The 22106-nt window shown below is 67.3% G+C and carries 18 protein-coding genes and 1 tRNA gene; 11 read left to right on the forward strand and 8 right to left on the reverse strand.

The annotated features are described in order from the left end of the window. The first annotated feature begins 50 nt into the window (after window positions 1-50). Window positions 51-668 (forward strand): SRPBCC family protein, encoded by a 618-nt coding sequence (locus tag EV650_RS14680; RefSeq protein ID WP_166678117.1) that lies wholly within the window; start codon window positions 51-53, stop codon window positions 666-668. 70 nt (window positions 669-738) lie between these two features. Here EV650_RS14680 and EV650_RS14685 read toward each other — a convergent pair whose 3' ends face one another. Further along, a complete protein-coding gene (locus EV650_RS14685) occupies window positions 739-2418 on the reverse strand; it encodes a GTPase (RefSeq protein WP_134119275.1) in 1680 nt (559 codons plus the stop codon). After that, complete coding sequence (locus tag EV650_RS14690) at window positions 2415-4988, reverse strand: GTPase family protein (RefSeq protein WP_238174211.1); 2574 nt, start codon at window positions 4986-4988, stop codon at window positions 2415-2417. Before EV650_RS14690 ends, EV650_RS14685 begins: the two co-directional genes overlap by 4 nt. Between EV650_RS14690 and EV650_RS14695 the strand changes: the two genes are divergently transcribed. Next, window positions 4962-5909, forward strand: a complete 948-nt coding sequence (locus tag EV650_RS14695; protein WP_134119277.1) for a hypothetical protein — start codon at window positions 4962-4964, stop codon at window positions 5907-5909. The two genes, EV650_RS14690 and EV650_RS14695, sit on opposite strands and share 27 nt — an antisense overlap. A gap of 771 nt (window positions 5910-6680) precedes the next feature. On the opposite strand, the gene EV650_RS14700 is transcribed toward EV650_RS14695, so the two are convergent. Beyond that, complete coding sequence (locus tag EV650_RS14700; protein WP_134119280.1) at window positions 6681-8279, reverse strand: PrsW family intramembrane metalloprotease; 1599 nt, start codon at window positions 8277-8279, stop codon at window positions 6681-6683. 162 nt (window positions 8280-8441) lie between these two features. Between EV650_RS14700 and EV650_RS14705 the strand changes: the two genes are divergently transcribed. After that, a tRNA-Arg gene (locus EV650_RS14705) sits at window positions 8442-8515 on the forward strand. A gap of 17 nt (window positions 8516-8532) precedes the next feature. On the opposite strand, the gene EV650_RS14710 is transcribed toward EV650_RS14705, so the two are convergent. After that, on the reverse strand, window positions 8533-9276 hold the full coding sequence (locus EV650_RS14710) for a TetR/AcrR family transcriptional regulator (protein ID WP_134119282.1): 744 nt from the start codon (window positions 9274-9276) through the stop codon (window positions 8533-8535). A gap of 93 nt (window positions 9277-9369) precedes the next feature. On the opposite strand from EV650_RS14710, the gene EV650_RS14715 reads away from it, so the two are divergent. The 4 genes from EV650_RS14715 to EV650_RS14730 all read left to right on the forward strand — a co-directional run bounded on the left by EV650_RS14715 (window position 9370) and on the right by EV650_RS14730 (window position 13576). After that, window positions 9370-11019, forward strand: a complete 1650-nt coding sequence (locus tag EV650_RS14715; protein WP_134119284.1) for a carboxylesterase/lipase family protein — start codon at window positions 9370-9372, stop codon at window positions 11017-11019. Between the two features lie 98 nt (window positions 11020-11117). Then, window positions 11118-11720, forward strand: coding sequence for an AAA family ATPase (locus tag EV650_RS14720; protein WP_134119286.1), 603 nt, complete (start codon window positions 11118-11120; stop codon window positions 11718-11720). A 33-nt stretch (window positions 11721-11753) separates the two neighbouring features. Next, window positions 11754-12887: a DNA polymerase III subunit beta gene (gene dnaN / locus EV650_RS14725; protein WP_134119288.1), complete on the forward strand. Its 1134-nt coding sequence runs from the start codon at window positions 11754-11756 to the stop codon at window positions 12885-12887. 2 nt (window positions 12888-12889) lie between these two features. Next, the gene (locus EV650_RS14730; RefSeq protein ID WP_134119291.1) at window positions 12890-13576 is read left to right on the forward strand and encodes a YdcF family protein; all 687 of its coding nucleotides are present in this window, start codon (window positions 12890-12892) and stop codon (window positions 13574-13576) included. Here EV650_RS14730 and EV650_RS14735 read toward each other — a convergent pair. Further along, window positions 13566-14333, reverse strand: a complete 768-nt coding sequence (locus tag EV650_RS14735) for an alpha/beta fold hydrolase (RefSeq protein WP_166678118.1) — start codon at window positions 14331-14333, stop codon at window positions 13566-13568. The genes EV650_RS14730 and EV650_RS14735 overlap by 11 nt on opposite strands. A gap of 167 nt (window positions 14334-14500) precedes the next feature. On the opposite strand from EV650_RS14735, the gene EV650_RS14740 reads away from it, so the two are divergent. The 4 genes from EV650_RS14740 (at window position 14501) to EV650_RS14750 (ending at window position 17743) form a co-directional block, all read left to right on the forward strand. Beyond that, window positions 14501-15472, forward strand: a complete 972-nt coding sequence (locus tag EV650_RS14740) for a LysR family transcriptional regulator (RefSeq protein ID WP_134119295.1) — start codon at window positions 14501-14503, stop codon at window positions 15470-15472. Window positions 15473-15517: 45 nt separating this feature from the next. Beyond that, window positions 15518-16678, forward strand: coding sequence for an NAD-dependent formate dehydrogenase (locus EV650_RS14745; RefSeq protein ID WP_134119297.1), 1161 nt, complete (start codon window positions 15518-15520; stop codon window positions 16676-16678). 84 nt (window positions 16679-16762) lie between these two features. Next, window positions 16763-16924 (forward strand): hypothetical protein, encoded by a 162-nt coding sequence (locus EV650_RS40350; RefSeq protein ID WP_166678119.1) that lies wholly within the window; start codon window positions 16763-16765, stop codon window positions 16922-16924. A 66-nt stretch (window positions 16925-16990) separates the two neighbouring features. Continuing rightward, window positions 16991-17743 carry a GntR family transcriptional regulator gene (locus tag EV650_RS14750; protein WP_134119299.1) on the forward strand — a complete coding sequence of 251 codons (753 nt, stop codon included), beginning with the start codon at window positions 16991-16993 and terminating at the stop codon, window positions 17741-17743. Window positions 17744-17845: 102 nt separating this feature from the next. Here EV650_RS14750 and EV650_RS14755 read toward each other — a convergent pair whose 3' ends face one another. The 3 genes from EV650_RS14755 to EV650_RS14765 all read right to left on the reverse strand — a co-directional run bounded on the left by EV650_RS14755 (window position 17846) and on the right by EV650_RS14765 (window position 22103). Next, window positions 17846-18379, reverse strand: coding sequence for a hypothetical protein (locus EV650_RS14755; protein ID WP_134119301.1), 534 nt, complete (start codon window positions 18377-18379; stop codon window positions 17846-17848). 1 nt (window position 18380) lies between these two features. Then, window positions 18381-19880 (reverse strand): Nramp family divalent metal transporter, encoded by a 1500-nt coding sequence (locus EV650_RS14760; RefSeq protein ID WP_134119303.1) that lies wholly within the window; start codon window positions 19878-19880, stop codon window positions 18381-18383. 63 nt (window positions 19881-19943) lie between these two features. After that, window positions 19944-22103, reverse strand: coding sequence for an acetate--CoA ligase family protein (locus EV650_RS14765; RefSeq protein ID WP_238174212.1), 2160 nt, complete (start codon window positions 22101-22103; stop codon window positions 19944-19946). Between the last annotated feature and the right edge of the window lie 3 nt (window positions 22104-22106).

Consider the following 22106-nt stretch of genomic DNA (forward strand, 5'->3'; position numbering starts at 1 on the left):
CCGGCATTCTGAGGTCCATCCCAGCAGCCGAGCAGGAGAGGGAATCACCTGTGATCGACATTCTCGAACACCTCAACGCGGTCCAGCGCGAGGTCAGCCGCACCGGCGAGACCGTGACGGTGCTGATGCGCCGCACGTACCAGGCCGAGCCGGCCGAGGTGTGGCACGCCCTCACGGACCCCGAGCGGATGAAGCGCTGGTTCATGCCCGTCACCGGCGACCTCGAGGTTGGCGGCAGCTTCCAGCTGGAGGGCAACGCCGGCGGCGAGATCCTGGAATGCGAGCCGCCGAAGCGGTTCAAGGTGACGTTCGGCGGACCGACCAGCCTCCTCGAGCTGCGTTTGCGGCCCGGCGCGGGCTCTTCCACCGAGCTCGAGCTCGAACACTCGATGGCCGAGGCACCGGCACCTGGCGGTTCGGGCGCGCTCTGGGTCGGCCCGGGCTGGGACGGCGGCCTGCTCGGCCTCGACCTCTACGTCACCGGCGAGCTGCCGGCGGACGCCGACCCGGTCGAGATGGCCAACTCAGACGAGGTGATCAGCTACAACGAGCAGTCCGTCCGAGCCTGGATCGAAGCCATCCGCGCCTCAGGCACCACGTCAGAGGAGGACCTGATGTCAGCAGCCAAGGTCGCCATGTCGCAGTACGCGCCCGACGCCGAGCTCTAACCTCTGGTCCACCGACCTTTGGTCCGTTGACCGCGGTCACGTCACCCGGGTCTGTTCGACCGGGTGACGTCTACCGGCGAGCGATGGCCAGGCTGTCCCGGCAGGTCGTGTACGCGGTGAGCTCCTCGGTCGCCGGCGCAACAACGTGGCTGTCAGCAACTTTCTCGAGCTCGGTCCGCAGCGCCTTCGCCACCTGGCGGGACCGCCGGATCGCGCCGTTGGTCGCGAACACCCGGCAGACGAAGGACAGCGCCAGCCCGAGTACGGCGCCACCGACGAGCATGATCCACGCGTACGGGATGTCGTTCCACTCCGGCAGCGGCGGGTCGTTCAGATCGGCGATCCGCGCCACCAGCAAGGCGATCAGCCACGCGGCGCCGCCGAGCGTGACCAGGAACAGCAACCACTGCACAATCCGGGCGACACCCCACCAGCCGGGATTGTTGGTCGCACCAAGGTCCGTTCGCGCGACCGCCTGGTCGAGCTCGTCCCCGAGCGACTCCTCGCGACGCCGGATCGTCGAGCGCACCGAGTCGGCCCACGGCCGCGACAGCCCTTCCGCGGCCTTGTTCGTAATCGTTCGGACGGCGGCATCCATGCGCGCTCGCTGCACAGGAGTTGCCGCAGGCAACGAAGAGCGCGCGATCGCCACCTCGCTGGACGCTGACTTCCGCAAGGCCTTGCCCTGCTCCCGCGACACCTGGTCGCCGTGCAGCCGCCGCAACGGATCCGGACGGAATCGCCCGAGCCACTTGGTCAACGGCCATCCCGTCGCAGCCCGAGCCCGCTGCAGATACGAGCGCCGTACGGCGTCCGACACCACGGAGAGACCGCTCGCATCCGACAGCGCGTCGACCAGCTCGGTGACGTCTGCCTCGGCGATCTCCGGGGTCTTCGCGTTGCCGCACTGGCTCGCCATCCGGTCCGCGACCCGATCGACGTCGGCGGACAGGCGCTCGCGTGCGGAGCGCTTGTTGCTGACGCGCTTGACCAGCAGGCCACGCACCTCTTCCAGACCGTCGCCACTGACCGCGGAGGTCGCGACGACCGTCGGCGACTTGAGACCGTCCGACTTGAGCAACCGCTCCAGGTCCTCGAGGCAGCTCTTCCGCTGCTCCGGCGTCAGCTTGTCGATGTGGTTCAGCGCGAAGACCATCACCCCGGAATGCGAGGCGAACGGCTTGATGTACCGGTTGTGCAGCGCCGCATCGGCGTACTTCTGCGGATCGACCACCCACACGAGCAGGTCGACCAACTCGACCAGGCGGTCGACGATCAGGCGGTGCTCGACCTCGGTCGAATCATGGTCGGGAAGGTCCAGCAGGACCAGACCGTCCAGGTCCTCGGACTGCGCCTCCTCGAGCGAGCTCCGATGCTGCACCTGGTGCCGGCGCGGAATGCCCAGCCAGGTCAGCACCTCGCCGGCCGGCTCGTCGCCCCAGACACAAGCCAGCGGCATCGAGCTCGTCGGCCGTCGCGTTCCGATCGCGGCCAGGTCCAGCCCGGTCAGCGCGTTGAACAACGACGACTTCCCCGAGCCGGTCGCACCTGCCAGCGCGACCACGGTCAGGTCGCCGGACATGCGCAGGCGTTGCCCGGCGCGGTCGACGATCTGCGTGGCCTCGGTGAGCACCACCGGATCGAGCCGGCCGTCACCGGCCTTCGCGGCTACCTCGAGCGCGTCGATCTTCTTCAGGACATCGGTTTCGCCCCGGACCGGGGTCTCGACCGTATCCACTGTTTCCGTCACGTGCAGTCCTCCACCGCGCGCGCGGCCTCCGTCAGTTGCCTGGCCGTCTCGGCGTCGACCGGATGCTGGTCAAGGACAGCCAGATAGCGGGCGAATTCGGCATCCATCAGGGCATGAACCTTACCGTCAAGGTCCTCCCGTGCCCTATCGACCATGCCCTGAACTGCCTTGTCGCCGAAAACGACCTCCAGCAGCCGCTGGCCGACGACCGCGCTTCCCGCGCCGGCGCTGGCCTCGGCCCCCTTCGGGATCCCGGTTCCATGGGCGAAAACCACGACCATCAGCGAGAGTCCGAGCCCGTTCAGGCCGTACTCCAAGATGCGTGCCGTCGACTTCTTGGCGCCGCCTTCCCTGCGGATCACGTCAAGGACGAACGCCTGCCACTCCCGAACCGCACGACTCGCAGCCTCCGGGAACTCCTCCGACATCGCACCAAGCGCCACCCCAACCCCACCAGCACTCTCACTGGCACCGCCTGTCGCGGTGGCACTGCCCGTGGTGCCGCTGTCGGACTCACCGGCACCGTCCGACCCACCGGTGCTGCCCGAGGCATTGGCTTTGGCGGACGCGTCAGCGGTCGCCAGCAGCTGTCGGCCGGGGGCGGTTGCCTGCCAGGCCTTCTCGGCACGTTCCGCGGCGGCCGTCGCGTGCTCGCGCAGCAGCGACTCCAACCCCGACTGAATCGCATCGCTGACATCGCGAGTCTCTGCCGGCTTGTCGCCGAGCGAGCTCTTCAACCGATCCCGCAGTCGTCCGGCGTTGGACTGCAGCCCCTTCAGCAGTTCGCCAGTACCGACGAACTCCTGCCAGCGAGCCAGCACCTCGCCACGCAACAGCGTCCCGTCCTGGCTCGCCTTCGCGATGTCCTTCACACCCTGGTCGTACGCCGCCTCGACCGAAGACCGCAGCTCAATAGCGGTCTCGGCCTGCGCCCTAACCGCGGCCGCGAACGGCGGCGTCGTCTTCACCATCGCGGACACCGCGCCTTGCAAGGTACGGCGTACCACCGCGGCCCTTGCCTCCGCATCGGCAGCCAGGTCGACCAGCCAGTCCTTGATCGAGGCAACGGATGCCGACGGCAACATCCCGTTGCCATCGACAACGGTCTCCTCAATCGAGAACAGCGGCGAGTCGCCGAGCCCGCGCTCGAGCAACATCTGGGCGAGGTGACCGGTGATGTCGTCGATCGTCTCGCTAGGAGCCCGGTCGAGCACAACTGCGACCGCCGTACTGCGGTCCGAGGCGCTCTGCAGGAACTCCCACGGCACGGCATCGGAGTACCGCGCCGCGGTGGTGACGAACAGCCAGAGGTCGGCCGCCGCGAGCAGCTGGGTCGCCAGGTCACGGTTCGCCTGGACGACGGAGTCGATGTCCGGCGCATCCAGGATCGCGAGCCCGCGCGGAACGGTGTCAGCGGCAACCAACCGCAACTGCCCCGCATCCTCCATACCGCCCGGCTCGTCCGAACTCGTCCGCGACATCCCCGGCAGCACCCGGTCGCCCACGAACCAGTCCGCGTCCGCCGGGTGATGAATCAGCACCGGCGACCGAGTCGTCGGCCGCAGCACGCCCGGCTCACTAACAACCTTGCCGATCACCGTGTTAACCAGCGTCGACTTCCCAGCACCCGTCGAACCACCCACCACCGCGAGCACCGGAGCCTCCAGCTGCACGAGCCGCGGCAACAAGTAGTCATCCAGCTGATCCAACATCGCCTTCTGCTGCTGCCGAGCCTCGTCAGCCCCCACAACCTCCAACGGCAACCGACTCCCGGCCAACACCCCCCGCAACTTCATCAGAGCAGTAATCAAAGCCATAGCAGCCTGCTCAGCCGCCAACCGCTCCGCCATCTCCTCCGCAGTAAGTTCCTCTACACCCTCGCCGACCGCACCAGCCCCGCCGTCAACGTCATCGCCCGCACTAGCCGCGCCATCCCCAGACTCGCCCACAGCGGCATCCGCAGCCTCACCCGCAGCATCCGACGACCCATCAGCAGCATCGCCACCATCCGCCGACTCGCCGGCCGCACCATCCGCCGCCGCGCCCTCAGCACCGCCCTCCGCCGCGCCATCGCCCGCACCGGCCGAGCCACCTTCGGACGCACGTACGGCGTCGTTGTCGGCGCCGTCAGCCGCGTCATCCGCGGACGCACTCGCGGCAACCTCGCCAGCTTCGTGAGCGACGTCCGATGACCCATCCCCGGCGTCATCTGCCGACTCACCGGCGGTGTCGTCGGCCTCCGCGTCCGTGGCCTCGCCCGACGCGTCACTCCCTTGCTCATGCGTGGGCTCGGGCGACCCATCAGTGGCTTCTTCTGCCGACCCAGTGGTACTCGCGACATCCGCGGACTCACCCGCAGCGTCCGCCTCTCCCCCACGCTCGGCGTCCGCCGACCCATCTGCGTCGTGATCAGACGAACCCTCGGCCGCATGCTTCGCCGCATCCGCAGCACCACCAGCCGCCACGTCTGCGGTCTGGTGCCCACCGTCTGCCATGCCGTCTACAGACCCAGCCCCGGCCTCATCGGCCGACACATCCGCCGAATGACGAGCGGACTCATCAGCAGCCATCTCACCGGCACCGTCCGCCGACTCACCCTCAACGACGTCTACGCCATCCTGGTCAGTCTCATCAGCCGACTCGTGCTGCTGCTCTACTGCCTCACCAGCCGCTTCGCCGACACCACCGTCGGACGCGTCGCCCGCGGACTCAGCCGCCGCGTGCCTGCCCTGAACATCAGCCGCCGCACCTTCCGCGCCATCTCCGCGTTCAGCCTCGCTGCCGTCTCCACTACCCGCCGCAGCGTGATGTCCACGGCCGGCCACATTGTCGTCTCCGGTATCCGCCGCAGCCTGATCTCCGCCTCCGCCGACCTCGGCGTGCTCGGCACCGTCGTCGCCGTGGTCGGCTTCAGCGCCGGCCTCAGCGTGGTCTCCGCCGTCGGCTTCACCGTCGTCGTCGTGGTCGGCTTGACCGTTGGTCTCACCGTGCTCAGTGCTTCCCTCGACGGCCTCCTGTGCGGATTCGTGAGAAGGCGCGTTGGGTTCGTCAGTCGCCACCTCGTCAGCGGTGGGCGGGTCGCCGGACGCGTCGGCGTCGGCCGCAGACTCTGGCACAGGCTCCGATTCGGCCTCGCTCGCGCGCGTCCCCTCCGGGTTGGCGTCGCTCGGGTCGGTTTCCTGCGGGTCGTCGTCGCTCGCGTGGGTCTCGTTCGCGTCGGAATCGTCTCGGCTGTCCGCGTCGGATCCGGTTGGTGTGGAGTCGGGGGCTTCGTTGGATGGGGCTGGGTCGCCTGGTTGTTGAGGCGTGTTGGCCGACTGCTTTGGGAGGCCGACGATGATGTTGCCGTACTCGAGTGGGAAGCCGTCTGGCGACTCGTCTGGCTCGTACACAACGCCCACGGTCGGGCGCGGCCGGTCCTCGGCGTTCTTGTCGGGTACGGCGTTGCTCCCAGTCTGTACGGCGCTCTCGGTAGACGGCGTCTCGGCTGAGGCGTCCGCGTCGGCGGAGGCAGCAGCCGTATCTGCCGGGTCGCCAGCCTCCGCGCTGGCCGGTGGCTGGTCTCCTGCTGCGGGCGACGGCTGGTCTCCCGCCTCGGGCGACGGCTGGTTCTCTGCGGCTGTCGGCTCTGTCGAGCCGTCGTTCTCCGCGTCTGAGGCAGTCGTTTCGTTTGAGGTGTCGGTCGCCTTGGCGGGTGCCGGGTCGGTCGGTGCGTCCGTGGCTGTGCCGTCGGTGCTCTTGTCCGCGGCTGGTTCTGAGTCCTCGGCGGACTTCGCGGATTCGGCCGGCGTCTGCTGGTCAGAGCTGTTCGGGTCGACCGGGTCAGCGGACTCGGTAGCTGCGGTGGTCTGGGTCGGCTCGGTGCCGGTGTGCTGGTTTACCGTGTCTGACGAGTTGGGGGCCGCCGTACCGTCAGGGCGCGTCGAAGCGCCCGCCTCCGGCTGGGACGACGTACCAGCGTCGGCTGGGGACGCGCCGGCGTCGGGCTGGGACGGGGTCGGCTGGGAGGGAGCGGACGGCTCGGGGGTGGGCTTGCGGCGGCGGCGGTGCCAGAAGCCTCGGGGCTTGGGGGTGGACTGGGCGATGAGGTTCGCTAGCTCCTGGGCAGGCTGATCCTGGTTCGGAACCCTCGGTTCCGAACCTTCACCAGCTGCTGACCTGGTGTCAGCCACGATGTCCGCCCACGAGCACAGAGTGCCCGGTCGGACAGCGCAGAAGCAAAGTCATCGTCATCCCCGTTTGGCGGCGTGGACGGGTGGCAGTCACTGCGGTGGTGGGTACGGACCGTATCCTCCCGGCGGTCCTTGCTGACCGGGGGGTCCCGGTGGGTAACCGGACTGACCGGCTGGGTAACCGGGTTGCCCCTGCGGATAGCCCGGCTGAGCAGGTGGATAACCGTCCTGCGGCCCCGGGTACGGCGCCTGTCCGGCAGCCCCAGGCCCACCAGCCATCGGCCCGCCCGACCCCGGCATCCCGCCTCCCGGACCCATCGGCGCACCCGGACCCATCGGCGCACCTGGACCAAACGGTGCACCCGGACCCAGCGGCGCGCCAGGCCCGCCCGGACCCATCGGTGCGCCAGGTGGGAAGGAGCCGCCCGCGTACTGCGGCGCAGCCTGAGCAAACGCCGGCATCGGCGGGAACGGCACGCTCGGCCGTCGCTCCCGCAGCTCGTCGAGCAGCTGCTTCTCCGTCTGCAATGCGTCCGGCCCGATCACCTGTCGGACGATCTTGTCTCGCAGGTACGCCAGTTCGGTCGCGTTGTGCTGGAACGCCTTCGCTGCCGCTTCCGCCTGCGGACCGTACCGCCGCGCGTTCTGCCGCAGCGCCTTGCGCCCGCGCAGCGTCGCTATCAACGGCACGTCCTGTGGCACCAGCCACCCGAACCGAACATAGTCATACAGCCGAGACGCGATCATCTGCCCCTCCCGTGATCGCATCACCAGCGCGAACACGACCAGGCAGATGAACAACGGCACCATCAGGCACAGGTACGCGACGATGAAGCCCCCGCCGCCCGCCCAACTCGCGGAGGCGTTCCATGACGCGTGTGCCAGCACCGCCGCCAGGTACCCGACGACGGGCGCGAGGAAGCGTACGACGGTACTTCGGTGTCGTATGGCGACACCTATCCCGATCGCGGTGAACGACGTGAAGAGTGGATGCGCGAACGGCGAGATCACGCCGCGGATGATGAACAGTGCGAACGCCCCACGCAGGCCCGCGTCGCTACCGGACTCCTCGGAGAGCGTGTTGAAGACGCGGCCGTAGTACAGGATGTTCTCGGTGAAGGCGAAGCCGACGCCCACCATCCCGGCATACACGAGGCCGTCGATGATGCCGTCGAACTCCTTCCGCCGGACCAGCGCCAGCAGAAGGATCACGGAGCCCTTGGCGAACTCCTCCACCGGCGGCGCGACGAAGACCGCGGACCGGTCGCCGCCGACGCCGGTCTCGGCCAGCCGGTGCGACACCTCGGTGTTGATGAAGATCGCGGCCAGCGTCGCGATGAAGGCGCCCCAGCAGAGCGCGAACACGATGTACTTGGTCGGCTCCGGCTCGTACCGATCCAGCCAGAGATAGAGCGCGATCACCGGGATGACCGGGACGAACGCGAACACCAGGCCCCAGGTGAAGCCGCCCGCGCCGGTCGACTTGGCCACGATGCCGAAGATCACCAGACCCGCGATCGCGAACACCACCGCGATCACGATCCCGATCAGCACGCCTTGGTTGCGCCGCTGGCCGGGGACCGGATGGCCGCCGAGAACGTTCGGCTGCGGGTACGGTCCGGCGGCCGAGTACGCCGACCCCGCCGCGGGTTGCGGCGCGCCTGCCGGGCCTGGTGAGGGGTAACTCATGCCCCGAAGCCTAGTTGGGGTCCCGACCAACCGGCAGAACCACCCACTCAGCGTTACCGGGATGGAACGACAACCCTGTACTTCGCTCCCACTCGAACCGCCGTGATTCCTAACCCGGAGGCGCGATCACCCGCTCATCTGAGAGACTCTTCCGTGCCGTACGCCCCCGTAGCTCAGCTGGATAGAGCGTCGGACTTCTAATCCGTTGGTCGCAGGTTCGAGTCCTGCCGGGGGCGCTGCGCAGCTGGCCAGGTCACACGCTGGACCGTTTCTGGGTGATCAGTACGTCGATGCCGTCCAGGATCCGGTCGAGGCCGAAGGTCACGTCCGCGTCGTGGATCTCGTCGCTGTATTCGTTGCCGGCCATCATGGACGCCAGGATCGAATATCCCAGTTCCTGCAGCCGAGGCTCGAGGAATCGGGTCACCGCGGCAGGCTGGACCGAGGTCGTGGCGCTGTCGCGCACATCGCGACGCGCGCTGGCGATCCGCCGGGCATAACCGTCCAGCAGCAACGCGCAGGCCAGGCCTTCGGAGGGACTCAGCCCGGCGCCGGTCAGCACCTTCAGAATCGCCTCTGCCCAGCCGAGCAGATTCGGCGTCATCGGCGCCCCGCGGATGGGTAGGTCGCAGAGCCAGGGGTGTACGTCGCATCGATCGACCATCGCCTGCGTCCAAATGGCCGCAGCGGCTCGCCAGTCCGGCGCATCGGCGACGCGGTCCGGTGGTGCACCCCAGGCTGCGTCACCGATGAGCACCAGCAGCTCGTCCCGGGACCGGACGTACCTGTAGATCGCGTTGGCGGTCAGCCCGATCTTCTGGGCGAGCTTGGGCATCGACAAGGCGGCGAATCCGTCGGCATCGGCCAGCTCGAGGGCCGCGTCGACGATCTGCTCGACGCTCTGCGTCGGCTTCCGTCCGAGCCGGTTCGACTTGGCGGGCGCGCCCCACGCCAAGGCGAGTCCCGGGGGCAGGTGCGCATCGTCGGTCAACGACATCAGGTCGACTCCTCGGACAACTGGTTTGACTTCGTGTGCACCTTACACTTTATATTAGTGGGACCCACACACAAATATAACTGAGGATGCGATATGAAGCAGCGACGCCCGTGGATCAACCGTTCTCGCCGGCTCGGAGTACTGCTGACCGCGGCGTTGCTCTCGAGCTCGGCGGCAGCCTGCGGAGGAGCGGCCGAGGCCGGCACAAACGACCGCGGTACGCCGGAGACGCCCGCGAAGACCGTGGTCTCGACCGACGCCGGCGCAGTACGCGGCACGCTCACCGCGGATGCCCGGCTCTTCCAAGGAATCCCGTACGCCGCACCGCCGGTCGGGCAGCTCCGCTGGGCATCGCCGCAACGGACCGCGTCATGGAGTGGCATCCGGGACGCCACCAAGCCCGGGAATCGCTGTGCCCAAGCCGAAGGGCTGATCGATCCGGCCAGTACTACTGAGGACTGTCTCTATCTCAACGTCGCGACGCCACGCGACAGCGGCGTACACAAACTGCCGGTCATGGTGTGGATCCACGGCAACGGCTTCATCAGCGGAGCCGGCAGCCTGTACGACGCGCAGCGGCTGGCGGACAGCGGTCAGGTCATCGTGGTCAGCCCCAACTATCGGCTGGGGATCTTCGGCTTCCTTGCGCATCCGGCTCTCGACCACGGCCAGGCGAAGCAACTCTCCGGGAACTTCGGCCTCGAAGACCAGCAGGCCGCGTTGCAGTGGGTCAAGCGCAACGCCGCGGCGTTCGGCGGCGATCCGGGCAATGTCACGATCTTTGGTGAGTCCGCTGGAGGCACCAGCGTCTGTTCCCACCTGGTCGCGCCAGGATCAGCAGGACTGTTCCAAAAGGCGATCCTCCAGAGCGCCCAATGCACCGGCCAGAAGTGGTCGCCTGGACCGCCGACCTGGTTCCCGCTGCCACGGTCCGAGCGCGAGCAGCATGGCCTCGAGGTCGCGGCCAAGGTCGGCTGCTCCAAACCGGCCACCGCTGCAGCCTGCCTGCGGGCCAAACCCACGGCCGAGCTCGCCAAGTGGTCTGACGACGGGGTCGGATCAGGACCCACCGTCGGTAGTGGCCTACTACCTCTCAGCCCGGATCGAGCCTTCGCAACCGGCCGCTACAACCACGTGCCGATCATCCAAGGGACCACGCGGGACGAGCATCGCCTGTTCACCGCGGCGATCGAAACAGCAACCGGTGAGGTGACGACCCCGGCCAGCTACAGCGAACAAATCCACACACTGTTCGACCAGTCGGACGCGGCCCGGGTCCTGGCCCGCTACCCCGTCGCGAGCTTCCATTCGGCCGGCGAGGCCTTGTCGGCCGTCGTCACCGACTGGGCGTGGGGCTGCACGGTTCTCGACCGAGATCGCGCACTCGCCGCGCAGACTCCGCTGTATGCGTACGAGTTCGCCGACGAGACCGCTCCGTGGTTCACCACGCTGCCGAAACCCAACTTCCCGACCGGCGCGTTCCACGGCGCCGAACTGCAGTACCTCTTCACCGACGCGCAACTCCCCGGCCCGAGCACACCGGCACAGAAACAACTCTCCGCGACGATGATGAGCTACTGGACCCAGTTCGCCCACACCGGCAACCCGAACGGCCCCGGCCTACCCCAGTGGCAGCCCTTCCAGAACAAGTCCCACGTCCAGTCCCTCGCCCCCACAAAGATCACCCCAGCCAACCTCGCCCAAGAACACCAGTGCACCTTCTGGAACTCAATAGCCAGCTGAGGCTCTCAGGGAGTTCCTAGCGACTTCTCAGTTCGTTCTCGGGGCGATCCGTCCTTCCCGTTCGTCCAACCGGTACGTACGGGAAGGACGGGTCGCTTATGCATTCAGCGGTTGTTGAGGGTGTGTTGCGGGGGCGGGAGTTGCGGTATGCGGTTGAGGCGGTGGTGGTGTTGGCGGGGGTGCCGGGGGCTGGGAAGAGTACGTTTTTGCGGCGGGTGTTTGCGGGTGGCGACGGCGTGCGGGTGTTCGACTCAGCGCACGTTCGTGAGCGGTGGATGCCTGTGCTGGGAGTGGTTCCTTATGTCTTGTGGCGGCCGTTGGTGCATCTCGTGTACTACGTGAGGCTGCTGAGCGGGATGCGTCGCGGGCTTGGGCCGATGGTTGTGCACGATTGCGCCACTCGGCCGTGGGCGCGGCGGCTGATTGGGTGGCGGGCTCGGCGGGCCGGGCTGCCGTTGCATCTGATCCTGCTCGATGTGCCCGGCGACGTGGCGCGGTCGGGGCAGTGGAAGCGCGGACGCGTCGTACGGCAGGGCAGCATGGCGATGCATTGCCGAAGATGGCCAGAGCTCGTCGCGAAGGCGGTCGACGATCCTGGGTACGTCGTACCTGGAGCCGAATCTGCTCTGGTTCTGAGTCGTGGGGAGGCCGATCGGATCGCCCGGATCAGCTTCGGATCAGGAATTGTCGGTGGCTGCTGATTGAGTCGATGCTCTTGATGGGGAGGAGTGCGGATGAAGGTACGAGTCGAGCGTGAGGTGCTGGCCGAGGCGATCGGATGGGTGGCGCGGCGGTTGCCCAGTCGGCCGAGTGTGCCGATCCTTGCCGGGATGGTGGTGGACGCGGCCGACGGGCAGGTGACGTTGTCCGGGTTCGATTACGAGAGCTCGGCGCAGGTGAGCGTTCCGGCGGAGGTGGCCGACGAGGGTCGGGTCCTGGTGTCCGGGCGGCTGCTGTCGGACATCTGCCGGAGCATGCCTGGGGATTCGGTGGATCTGAGTGGCGAGGCGGCTCGGGTTCAGGTGAGCAGCGGGAGTTCGCGGTTCGTGCTGCAGACGTTGCCCCTCGACGAGTATCCGGCCTTGCCCGCGATGCCGCAGGCGAGCGGAGTGGTCGACGGGGACGCGTTCGCGCGAGCGGTCGCTCAGGTGGCGAGCGCGTCCGGTCGGGACGACACGCTGCCGGTGTTCACCGGGATCCGGATCGAGATCCGCGGGGCGACGATCTCCCTGCTGGCGACAGACCGGTATCGGCTTGCCGTACGGACGCTGCCGTGGGAGCCGATCGATCCCGCCGCGGAGACCAACGTGCTCGTCCCGGCGAAGCTGCTGGGCGACGTGGCCAAATCGATGAGCGGTCACGAGCTCACGTTGTCGCTCGGCTCGACCCGGACTGGGGACGGCTTGATCGGGTTCGAGGGCGGCGGGCTGCATGTGACCAGCCGGCTGATCGACGGCGAGTTCCCGAAGGTTCGCAGTCTGATCCCGGCCGAGAATGCGATCACCAGCACGGTGACTGTCGACACCGCCGCGCTCGTCGAGGCGGTCAAGCGGGTCGCGCTGGTGGCCGAACGATCAGCGCCCGTGCGGATCACGTTCGCCGACGCTACGGCGACACTCGACGCCGGCAACGGTGAAGAAGCACAGGCCTCGGAGTCCGTCGAGGTCACGCTCACGGGCGACCCGGTGACGACCGGCTTCAAGGCCGGCTACCTGCTCGATGGGCTGGCCTCGCTGGGCACACCTATTGCGCACTTCGCCTTCACTGTGCCGACGAAACCGGCCAACCTGATCGGTCTTCGCTCCCCCGACGAGACACCCACGGCAGAGTCCGCCTACATCCTGATGCCCATGCGTCTGCCCACCTGAGCATGGATGAGGACCTGATTGCGGCGTACCTCGCGCGGCGAGATCCGGTCGAGCGGCCGGTGGACCGGATCGTGCTGATGGGGTCCGCCGTCGTCGAATCGATTGGGGTCGCCGCAGAGGCATACCGCGCGTACAACAAGCCGCTCATCGTGAGTGGCGGGATCGGGCACTCGACGCACTACCTCGAGGACGCGGTCCGACGGCGCGGACTGGACGTCCAACTCGGTCGCCCGGAGTCGCACGTGTTCCGCGACCTGCTGATCGAGGCCGGCGTTCCACAGCACGACATCGTGGTCGAGGACCAGTCCACCAACTGCGGCGAGAACGCGGAGTTCACTCGCCGGCTGATCGACAGTCCGCAGGCGCTGCTGCTGATCCAGGACCCGACGATGCAGCGTCGTACGCATGCCTGCTTCGAGCGTTCCTTCAGCACGCTGCCAGGGACAACCTTGATCAGCCACGCTCCAGTCATCCCTTGGATCAGTCCCGACCACGTGAGCGCCGGACCGGAGGCACCCGAGATCTGGAGCCGCGAGCGCTTCCGATCACTCCTCCTCGGCGAGATCCATCGTCTCAGTCCAGACGTGTACGGCCCACGCGGCCGCAACTTCATCGATCACGTCGAGGTCCCCGCCGAGATCGTTGCCTCGTACAACCGTCTGGTCGCGGCGGGCAGCGTTACTCGCTGAGGAAGTACTCCGTCAGCACTCGAGCCATCGTCTCCGGCGGGAGAGTGTGGAACGTGCCGTCATGCCCCTCCGCCTGCGCGTTCGGCAACGCGGCCGCGGTCTGCTTGACCGAATCCTTCAGCCACTCCGGACTGGTGTTGCTGTACAGGGCAAGCGTTGGCACGTCGATCGAGGACAGCAGTTTTGTCGGTACGGCGCTGTCGCCCAGCTGCAGACCGTCGTATACCAAGGTGTGCGCGATCGCCTCCATTCCGGCCCACATCGGCGTCTGCCGGATCTGGTCGACCACCTCCTTCGGCTGCCCCACGGCCTCGACCATGAACAGCTCGGCCGCTCCGCCAGGGTTGCCCGCGTCGACGAACTCCTGCAGTCGCTCGATATACCGGTCCGGCGCCGGCGGTGCTCCCTCGACCCGGAACGGCGGCTCCAGCACCGCCTGCTTCTCGAACGGCAGGCCGGCCTGAAACAGGACCATCGACCCGGAGGAGTACGCGCAAGCGAACCGCGCGCCGGTCGCCGAGCGAACCGCCTCGAGGTCCTCCCACTCACGCTCGATGGCATACGGCAACGTGTCTCCCGAGTCGCCACGACCCCGCCGGTCGTAGTTCACCACCGTGAACGTAGACGCCAGCGCCTCGGCGTCGGCGACGTACCGAGACCGCTCCGTGAATCCACCAGCGACCAGCACCAAGCCCGGGCCGCTCCCGTAGACGTCGTACGCGAGCTCGGTCCCGTCCTTGGACACAACCTTCTCCATCACAGCTCCTTTGTCAGAGAGATCTCTGCCCATCCGTCGAACGGATCCGCGCCCGACAGACACCCTGTGACTCACATCACAACACGCCGAGATCTTCCAGCGAGCACCGCAGCTCACTACAGTTGGTTTATGTATACAGACGACTGCACACCGGACCGGATTCGTTGATGCTGCTCCGACAGCTGGAGTACCTCGTCGCCCTCGCCCGGGAGAAGCATTTCGCCCGGGCCGCGGATGCCTGCTACGTCTCGCAGCCGTCGTTGTCCGCCGCGATCCGCAAGCTCGAGCAGGAGCTCGACGTACCGATCGTGCGCCGCGGCCGCCGGTTCGAGGGCCTGACGCCCGAAGGTGAGCGAGTACTCCTCTGGGCCCAGCGCATCCTGGCCGAACAAGATGCGCTCCGCCACGAGTTGTCAGTGATGCGCGGCGGCCTGAACGGCACGCTCCGGCTCGGCGCGATCCCGACCGCGATGCCAGTGGTCTCGCTGCTCACCACACCGTTCTGCGCGCGCCACACGAACGCCCGAGTCACCCTCGAGTCGCTGTCGTCGCGCGATATCACCCACAAGCTCGCCGAGTTCGAGCTCGACGTCGCGATGACGTACCTCGACGACGACACCCTCGGCCAGGTCCGCAAGACCCCGCTGTACGAGGAGCGCTATCTGCTGCTCACCCCGAAGCACTCCGAGCTGGCCGACGTACCGATGGCGACGTGGGCACAAGTCGCCGAGCTGCCGCTCTGCCTGCTCTCCCCCGACATGCGCAACCGCCGGATCATGAACGGCTACTTCACCGACGACGGTGTGACCGCGACGCCGGCGATCGAGAGCGACACGGTCTCCGGGCTGTACAGCCACTTGCACGGCAACCATTGGTCGACGGTGATCTCGCACGCGTGGCTGCACATGTTCGGCGTACCGGACGGGATGCGCGTCGTACCGCTGAAGGGTCCCGACCATGGGCCGCGGGTTGGTCTGGTGATCGCCGCGCGCAGTCCCGAGCCGGTGCTCGCGCGTGCGCTGCTCGATGTCGCGCGGCAGGCCGGCGTACACAAAGCTCTCGACGATCTACTCGATGTGCACTTGATGGGTTCTGGCTATCTCGACATAGCGAGCAAGTCTTTGACCGTCGGTCCTTGACCCGGCGATGGTGGAAATCCGTTCAGGACAAGGAGATTCTCCATCATGGCAAAGATTGTGTGTGTGCTGTACGACGACCCGACGACGGGCTTCCCGACGTCGTACGCCCGTGACGACATCCCCACCATCGAGAGCTACCCCGGCGGTCAGACCGCGCCGTCGCCGAAGGCTGTCGACTTCAAGCCGGGCGCCCTGCTCGGCAGCGTGTCCGGTGAGCTCGGCCTCCGGCGATTCCTGGAGGAGCAGGGGCACACGCTGGTCGTCACGTCCGACAAGGAGGGTCCTGACTCGGTGCTCGATCGCGAACTCCCGGATGCCGATGTGGTGATCTCGCAACCATTCTGGCCGGCGTACCTGACCGCCGAGCGGATCGCGAAGGCGCCGAAGCTCAAGCTCGCGATCACCGCCGGCATCGGCTCGGACCACGTCGATCTGGACGCGGCGATCGCGAACGGCATGACAGTTGCCGAGGTCACCTATTCGAACAGCATCAGCGTTGCCGAGCACGTGGTGATGATGATCCTCGGACTGGTGCGCAACTACATTCCGTCGTACCAGGTCGTCGTCGACGGCGGGTGGAACATCGCGGACTGCGTCGAGCGCTCGTACGACCTCGAGGGGATGAATGTCGGCACGGTCGCGGCCGGCCGGATCGGGACCGCCGTACTGAGGCGGCTCGCGCCGTTCGACGTGAAGCTGCACTACACCGACCGACACCGGCTGCCGGAATCGGTCGAGCGCGAACTCAACCTGACCTTCCACCCGAGCGCCGCCGACATGGTCCCGCACTGCGACGTGGTCACGATCAACGCGCCGCTGCACCCGGAGACCGAGGGACTGTTCGGGGATGAGCTCCTCGCGACCATGAAGCACGGGAGCTACCTGATCAACACCGCGCGGGGCAAGATCGCCGACCGGGACGCGATCGTCCGGGCGCTGGAGAGCGGGCAGCTGGCCGGGTACGCCGGCGACGTCTGGTACCCGCAACCCGCGCCGGCCGACCACCCGTGGCGGACCATGCCGCACCACGGCATGACCCCGCACATCTCCGGCTCGTCGCTGTCCGCCCAGACCCGGTACGCCGCCGGCACCCGGGAGATCCTGGAATCGTGGCTGGGCGGTACGCCGATCCGCGACGAGTACCTGATCGTCGACGGCGGACGGCTCGCCGGGACCGGGGCGCACAGCTACTCGACCCGGGTGTAAGCGGGATCACGTGAGACGCGGGCATAACCGGTGAGTACGCCTGGTTGAATGTATACAGAAGCCAGAATTCAAGGAAGGGTTGACATGATCTTCACACGTAGGTTCGGTGCTCTGGCGGCTCGCCCGCAGTTCCCGGATGCCCCGGAGCTGCAGCAGGAGCTGAACACCCCGGTCGACCTGGACGCGGAGCTCGCCAAACTCACAGACGAAACCGACCCCGTTCACGCCGACGAGTCGGCCGCCTGATCCAGCCAAAACATGGCACTTGGTAGACTGTCTACCAAGTGCCATGCTGTATCGGGAAGGGACCTCATGACGACGATCAGTGCAGGGCCAGGGGCGGGTGCGGAACCGGCCGGCGTGCGGCATGTCAAGCGGCCGACGCCGTTGCGGGAGTCGGTCTACGAGGCCCTCACCGAGATGATCATCGACGGTACGCTCGAGCGCGGCCGCCACCTGGTCGAGGTCGAGCTGGCCGGCCTGCTGGGCGTCTCCCGGCAGCCAGTCCGCGAGGCCCTGCAGCGGCTCAACAACGAGGGCTGGGTAGACCTGCGACCCGGTTTCGGCGCGATGGTGCACGTGCCGGCCGAGGACGAGGTCGACCAACTGCTCGCGGCCCGTGCGGCCCTCGAGTCCGAGTCCGCGCGACTCGCAGCCCGGCACGCGACGAAGGACGACGTCGCGAAACTACGGGAGCTCTGCAAGGTCGGTACGGCGTACCAGGAATCCGGTGACATCGACGGCACCGTGCGTACGAACGCCGAGCTGCACAGCTTCATCACCCAGATGTCCGGCAACAGGTTCCTGGTCGACTTCGCAGCCCAGGTGGATCGACGGGTCCGCTGGTACTACACGCCGGTCGCCCCGGTCCGCGGCGCCGCGTCCTGGCGCGAACACAACCGCCTGGTCAAGGCGATCAGCGACGGCGACGAGGACAAGGCCGCCCAGATCATGCGCGAACACACCGAACACACCCGCAAGGCCTACCACGACCTCCAGGCCGCCGCAGCCCCCACCGAGCCCACCGAGGACACAGCTCCCCGCCGCCGACGCCGTACGACCTGACCACCACCCGAAAGCATTCGAGGGGATATCCCTTCGAACTGTGCCTTCTCCTCTGGTAGACCAAGGGAGAAGGCACAAGCTCAACGGATATCCCCTCGAACGTCAGGCGACGCGCTTCTTGCGGGCTCGGCCGGTGGCGGCCTTGCGGGCTTCTAGGGATGCCGCCAGGTGGACGTACTGCTCCACCGTGCGGCGGGCGTATTCGTTGCGGTCGAGGATGCGGGGCCACCAGTGGCGGCCTAGTTGTTCGTGCATCCAGAGGAAGCCGATCGCGAAGCCCATGCTGAGCAAGGCCCGGAACGCGAGGAACTTCCACGGTTCCGGCGGTAGGCCCGGCGTACCGGCCACTACCCATTCGGTCACGACCGCGTGCACCATCAGGGCGAGCGGGAACCCGATCACCCAGTAGACCGCCGCCGGCGCGAACACTCCGGCGGGGACTTTCCGGAGTGCGACCAGTACGGCGTACCCGGCACCGAACAGCATCAGCGGTACGCCGAGTCCGAGACCGGTCAGCACTGCCCAACCGACAGGCTGGCCGACGAACGCGCCCAGTCCGCCGGCGATGAGCCCGGCCGCGGCACCGACCGAGATGGCCGGAACCGAGAACTCTGCAAGCTGCTTCGGGTCTGCCACCTCAACCCACCGCCACGCCGAAGCGGAACAGGCAGTAGAACAACATGCCGAGATAGAACACCGCACCGAATCCGATGATCACGTTCCGCACCGGACCCGGCCGGATCTTCTTGGGCAGCAGCATGTTGTTGGTCAGCAGCAACACAATGCAGTACGCACCCATCGCGAACGTGGACAGGAACGCGAGCGTGTCCAGGATCCCGGCCGGACCGTCGGCCGGGCCGAAGAGCAGGATCAGGATGCCGAACAGGATCACGCCCCACAGGAACCCGGCGTACAGACGCGACATCGAGAACCGTTTGGCGCCCGGTACGAAGTAGTACGTCATGTCCGCCTGGCCGCGGGAGAACGAGTCGAACAGACCCAGGGTCGCGTTCAGCCCGATCAGCGCGATGAAGGCGAAGAACAACGTCCCGAGGATCGGCGAGCCGGCCGATGCGAACGCGTCCGACATCGCCTTCAGCGCCGCATCCCGGTCACCACCCTCGATCAGCGAAGCCACGTTCGGGTTCTGCCGGGCCGCCGACATGGCCAGCACGGTGAACGAGATCGTCACCAGCATGGTGATGCCCCAGAAGAGCAGGATCGCGTCGAACGTGACCCACTTGCGCCAGCCCTTCCACTTCGCCATCTCGGCCGGGTCCTCGGTGTCGAACATGAACCCGCGCGACGGCATCGTCTCCGCCTCGCCCTCGGTCCGCAGACCCCGGATGTTCGGGATGTGCGCACCCATACCGGCGCCGCTGTCGCGCAACTGCAGCGTGTACCACATCTGCTGCATACCGGATGGTCCGGCGAACGCGATCGAACCGACCACGACCGGGAACCAGGTCGACGTCATCGCCTCGTGCGGGAAGTACCCGAACGCGAACATCCCGGACAGCGTCCGGCCGAGGTCGTCCCAGTTGCCGACGATCGCCGCGATCACCGACGTACCGACGACCAGCACGCCGATCAGCAGACCGAGCAGTTTCTCGAGGAAGTTGTAGATCACCGACAGCAGACTGAACAGCACACCGACGAACACCAGAGCCACGCACGCGGTGACCTGCCAGGGTATGCCGGTGATCTCCTCGAACGCGGCCGCGCCGGCGGACAGATGGCCCGGCCACATGTAGATCAGGATCGCCGCCGCGTAGAAGAACCACATCAGCGGTTTGAAGACCCGGGCCGCGCCGAAGAAGATGCTCTCCCCGGTGGCCATCGCGTACCGCGCCATCTCCAGCAGCACGAACGCCTGCAGCGTGACTCCGACCATGAACAACCAGCGGATGTCCGGCCCGAACACCAGGACGAGCCGGGGCCACATGTACGACTCCCCCATGCCCACGCCCAGTGCGACCAGGAAGACGGTCGGACCGAGGATGTGCATGGACGGTGGTGCGTCCGGAAGCTTCCGGATCGGCATCGGTTCGAGCCTGCCCGCTTTCCAGACCTTCTCGGTCACGGCTGCCGCGGCCGGCTCTTCGGGAACTTCTGAGGTCTTGCTTGTGACGTCCAAGGCGGACTCCTTAGTTCGACGCCAACTAGCGGATCAACATCCCCCGCAGACTGCTTCCTCCAATCAACTGAGGCCGAGCGGACCGGCGTTCCTGGCCCAGCGGTACTTCGCACCGAGGACCTGGACCGGGGTCTCGGTGGTGTACGGATACGCGACCACACCGTGGTCGAACAGGTACTGACTCGCTTCCTCGACCTCGACGTCACCGGACAGCGAGGCCACCACCGGCTTGTCGATGCCCTTGGCCCGGAACTCCTCGACCACCTCGGCGACCAGCTTCGCGAACACCATCGGCGGCGTCACGATCGTGTGCCAGTAGCCCAGGATCAGGGCGTGGATGCGCTCGTCGGACAGCCCGAGCGCGACCGTGTTCCGGTACGTCGACGGCGGCTCGCCACCGGTGATGTCGACCGGGTTGCCGGCGGCACCGAACGGCGGGATGAACTTCCGGAACGCCGCGTCCAGATCGTCCGGGATGTCCATCAACGTCAGGCCGTTGTCCACGCAGGCGTCCGACAGCAGTACGCCGGAACCGCCGGCGCCGGTGATGATCACGACGTTCTCGCCCTTGGGTGTCGGCAGCAACGGAATGCCGCGGGCGTACTGGAGCATCTCGTTCAGTCCCGGCGCCCGGACCACCCCGCTCTGCCGCAGGATGTCGTCGTACACCTTGTCGTCGCCGGCCAGCGCGCCGGTGTGCGAGCTGGCCGCGCGGGCGCCCATGGAGGTACGGCCGGCCTTCAGTACGACGACCGGCTTCTGCTTGGACACCCGGGCCGCCGTCTCGGCGAAGGCCCGGCCGTCTTTGAGGTCCTCAAGGTGCATGGCGATCAGATTGGTGTTGTCGTCGTGCTCGAAGAACGTCAGGAGGTCATCCTCGTCGATGTCGGCCTTGTTGCCTACCCCAACGATCGCGGAGACCCCCATCCGGCTGGACCGGCTGAAGCCGAGGATCGCCATCCCGATCCCGCCCGACTGCGAGGACAGGGCAACGGAACCACGGACGTCGTACGGCGTGCAGAACGTCGCGCAGAGGCTCTCGGGCAGGTAGTAGTAGCCGTAGATGTTCGGTCCCAGGATGCGGACGTTGTGTTTGCGGGCGATCGCGACGACCTCGTCCTGCAGCGCCTGCTCGCCGGTCTCGGCAAACCCGGACGGGATCAGGATCGCGCCCGCGACGCCCTTCTGCCCGCACTGCTCGAGCGCCCCGGCGACGAACTTGGCAGGTACGGCGAACACCGCGACATCCACGTCGCCCGGTACGTCGGTGATGCTGGGGAACGCCTTCAGCCCGAGGACCTCGCCGCCCTTCGGGTTGATCGGGTAGATGTCCCCGGCGTACCCGCCGTTGACGAGGTTCTTCATCACCGAGTTGCCGATCTTGCCGTCCTCGTTGGACGCTCCGATCACCGCCACCGCGCGCGGCTTCATGATCCGGGTCATCGCGGTCAGGATCTCCTCCTGGCTGTACCGCTCGACCGGCTTGCCGGCCTCGGCGTCCACGATGATCCGGAAGTCCACCGCAGTGGCGCCGTCCGGGCCGGCCAGCACCGGGTTCAGGTCGACCTCGGCGAACTGCGGGAAGTCCGTGACCAGGTCCGACAGCCGCTTGATCAGATCGCCGACCGCGTCCTTGTCGACCGGCTTCGCACCGCGGACGCCTTCGAGCATCTCGTGCGCGCTGATCCCGTCGACCATCGCACGGGCCTCGTCGGCGGTCAGCGGAGCAAGGCGGAACGTGACGTCCTTGAGTACTTCGACCAGGACGCCACCCAGTCCGAACGCGACCACCTTGCCGAACGTCGGGTCGGTGACCGAACCGACGATGACCTCCTGCACGTCGCCGCCGGTGACCAGCATCTTCTGGACCTGAATGCCGACAATCTCCGCATCCGACTTGTAGGCCTTCGCATTGTCGACAATCCTGTTGTACGCCGCCTTCGCGGCATCGGCGCTGTCCACGCCAACCACCACACCGCCGGCCTCGGTCTTGTGCAGGATGTCCGGCGAGACGATCTTCAGTACGACGGGGAAACCGATCTCGGTCGCGAGGCCGGCGGCTCCCTCGGCAGTCGTGGCCAGCCCCTCGCCCGGCGTCGGGATGCCGTACGCATCGGCGACCTGCTTGGCCTCCGGCGCACTCAGCGACGTACGGCCGTCCGCCAGAGCCTGGTCGAGGATGGCCCGGACTGCTGCCTTGTCATAGGTCATTGCAGTGGTCATTGC

This window comes from Kribbella kalugense (genome assembly GCF_004365875.1).
Taxonomy (GTDB): domain Bacteria; phylum Actinomycetota; class Actinomycetes; order Propionibacteriales; family Kribbellaceae; genus Kribbella; species Kribbella kalugense.

Coding starts and splice junctions, on each gene's coding strand:
- EV650_RS14710 (WP_134119282.1), bottom strand. CDS start 9,276: ATGTCGTTGACCGACGATGCGCACCTGCCCCCGGGACTCGCCTTGGCG.
- EV650_RS14765 (WP_238174212.1), bottom strand. CDS start 22,103: ATGACCACTGCAATGACCTATGACAAGGCAGCAGTCCGGGCCATCCTC.
- EV650_RS40350 (WP_166678119.1), top strand. CDS start 16,763: ATGATCTTCACACGTAGGTTCGGTGCTCTGGCGGCTCGCCCGCAGTTC.
- dnaN (WP_134119288.1), top strand. CDS start 11,754: ATGAAGGTACGAGTCGAGCGTGAGGTGCTGGCCGAGGCGATCGGATGG.
- EV650_RS14700 (WP_134119280.1), bottom strand. CDS start 8,279: ATGAGTTACCCCTCACCAGGCCCGGCAGGCGCGCCGCAACCCGCGGCG.
- EV650_RS14745 (WP_134119297.1), top strand. CDS start 15,518: ATGGCAAAGATTGTGTGTGTGCTGTACGACGACCCGACGACGGGCTTC.
- EV650_RS14695 (WP_134119277.1), top strand. CDS start 4,962: ATGACGAGCGGACTCATCAGCAGCCATCTCACCGGCACCGTCCGCCGA.
- EV650_RS14720 (WP_134119286.1), top strand. CDS start 11,118: ATGCATTCAGCGGTTGTTGAGGGTGTGTTGCGGGGGCGGGAGTTGCGG.
- EV650_RS14740 (WP_134119295.1), top strand. CDS start 14,501: ATGCTGCTCCGACAGCTGGAGTACCTCGTCGCCCTCGCCCGGGAGAAG.
- EV650_RS14730 (WP_134119291.1), top strand. CDS start 12,890: ATGGATGAGGACCTGATTGCGGCGTACCTCGCGCGGCGAGATCCGGTC.
- EV650_RS14735 (WP_166678118.1), bottom strand. CDS start 14,333: ATGGAGAAGGTTGTGTCCAAGGACGGGACCGAGCTCGCGTACGACGTC.
- EV650_RS14715 (WP_134119284.1), top strand. CDS start 9,370: ATGAAGCAGCGACGCCCGTGGATCAACCGTTCTCGCCGGCTCGGAGTA.
- EV650_RS14750 (WP_134119299.1), top strand. CDS start 16,991: ATGACGACGATCAGTGCAGGGCCAGGGGCGGGTGCGGAACCGGCCGGC.
- EV650_RS14690 (WP_238174211.1), bottom strand. CDS start 4,988: ATGGCTGCTGATGAGTCCGCTCGTCATTCGGCGGATGTGTCGGCCGAT.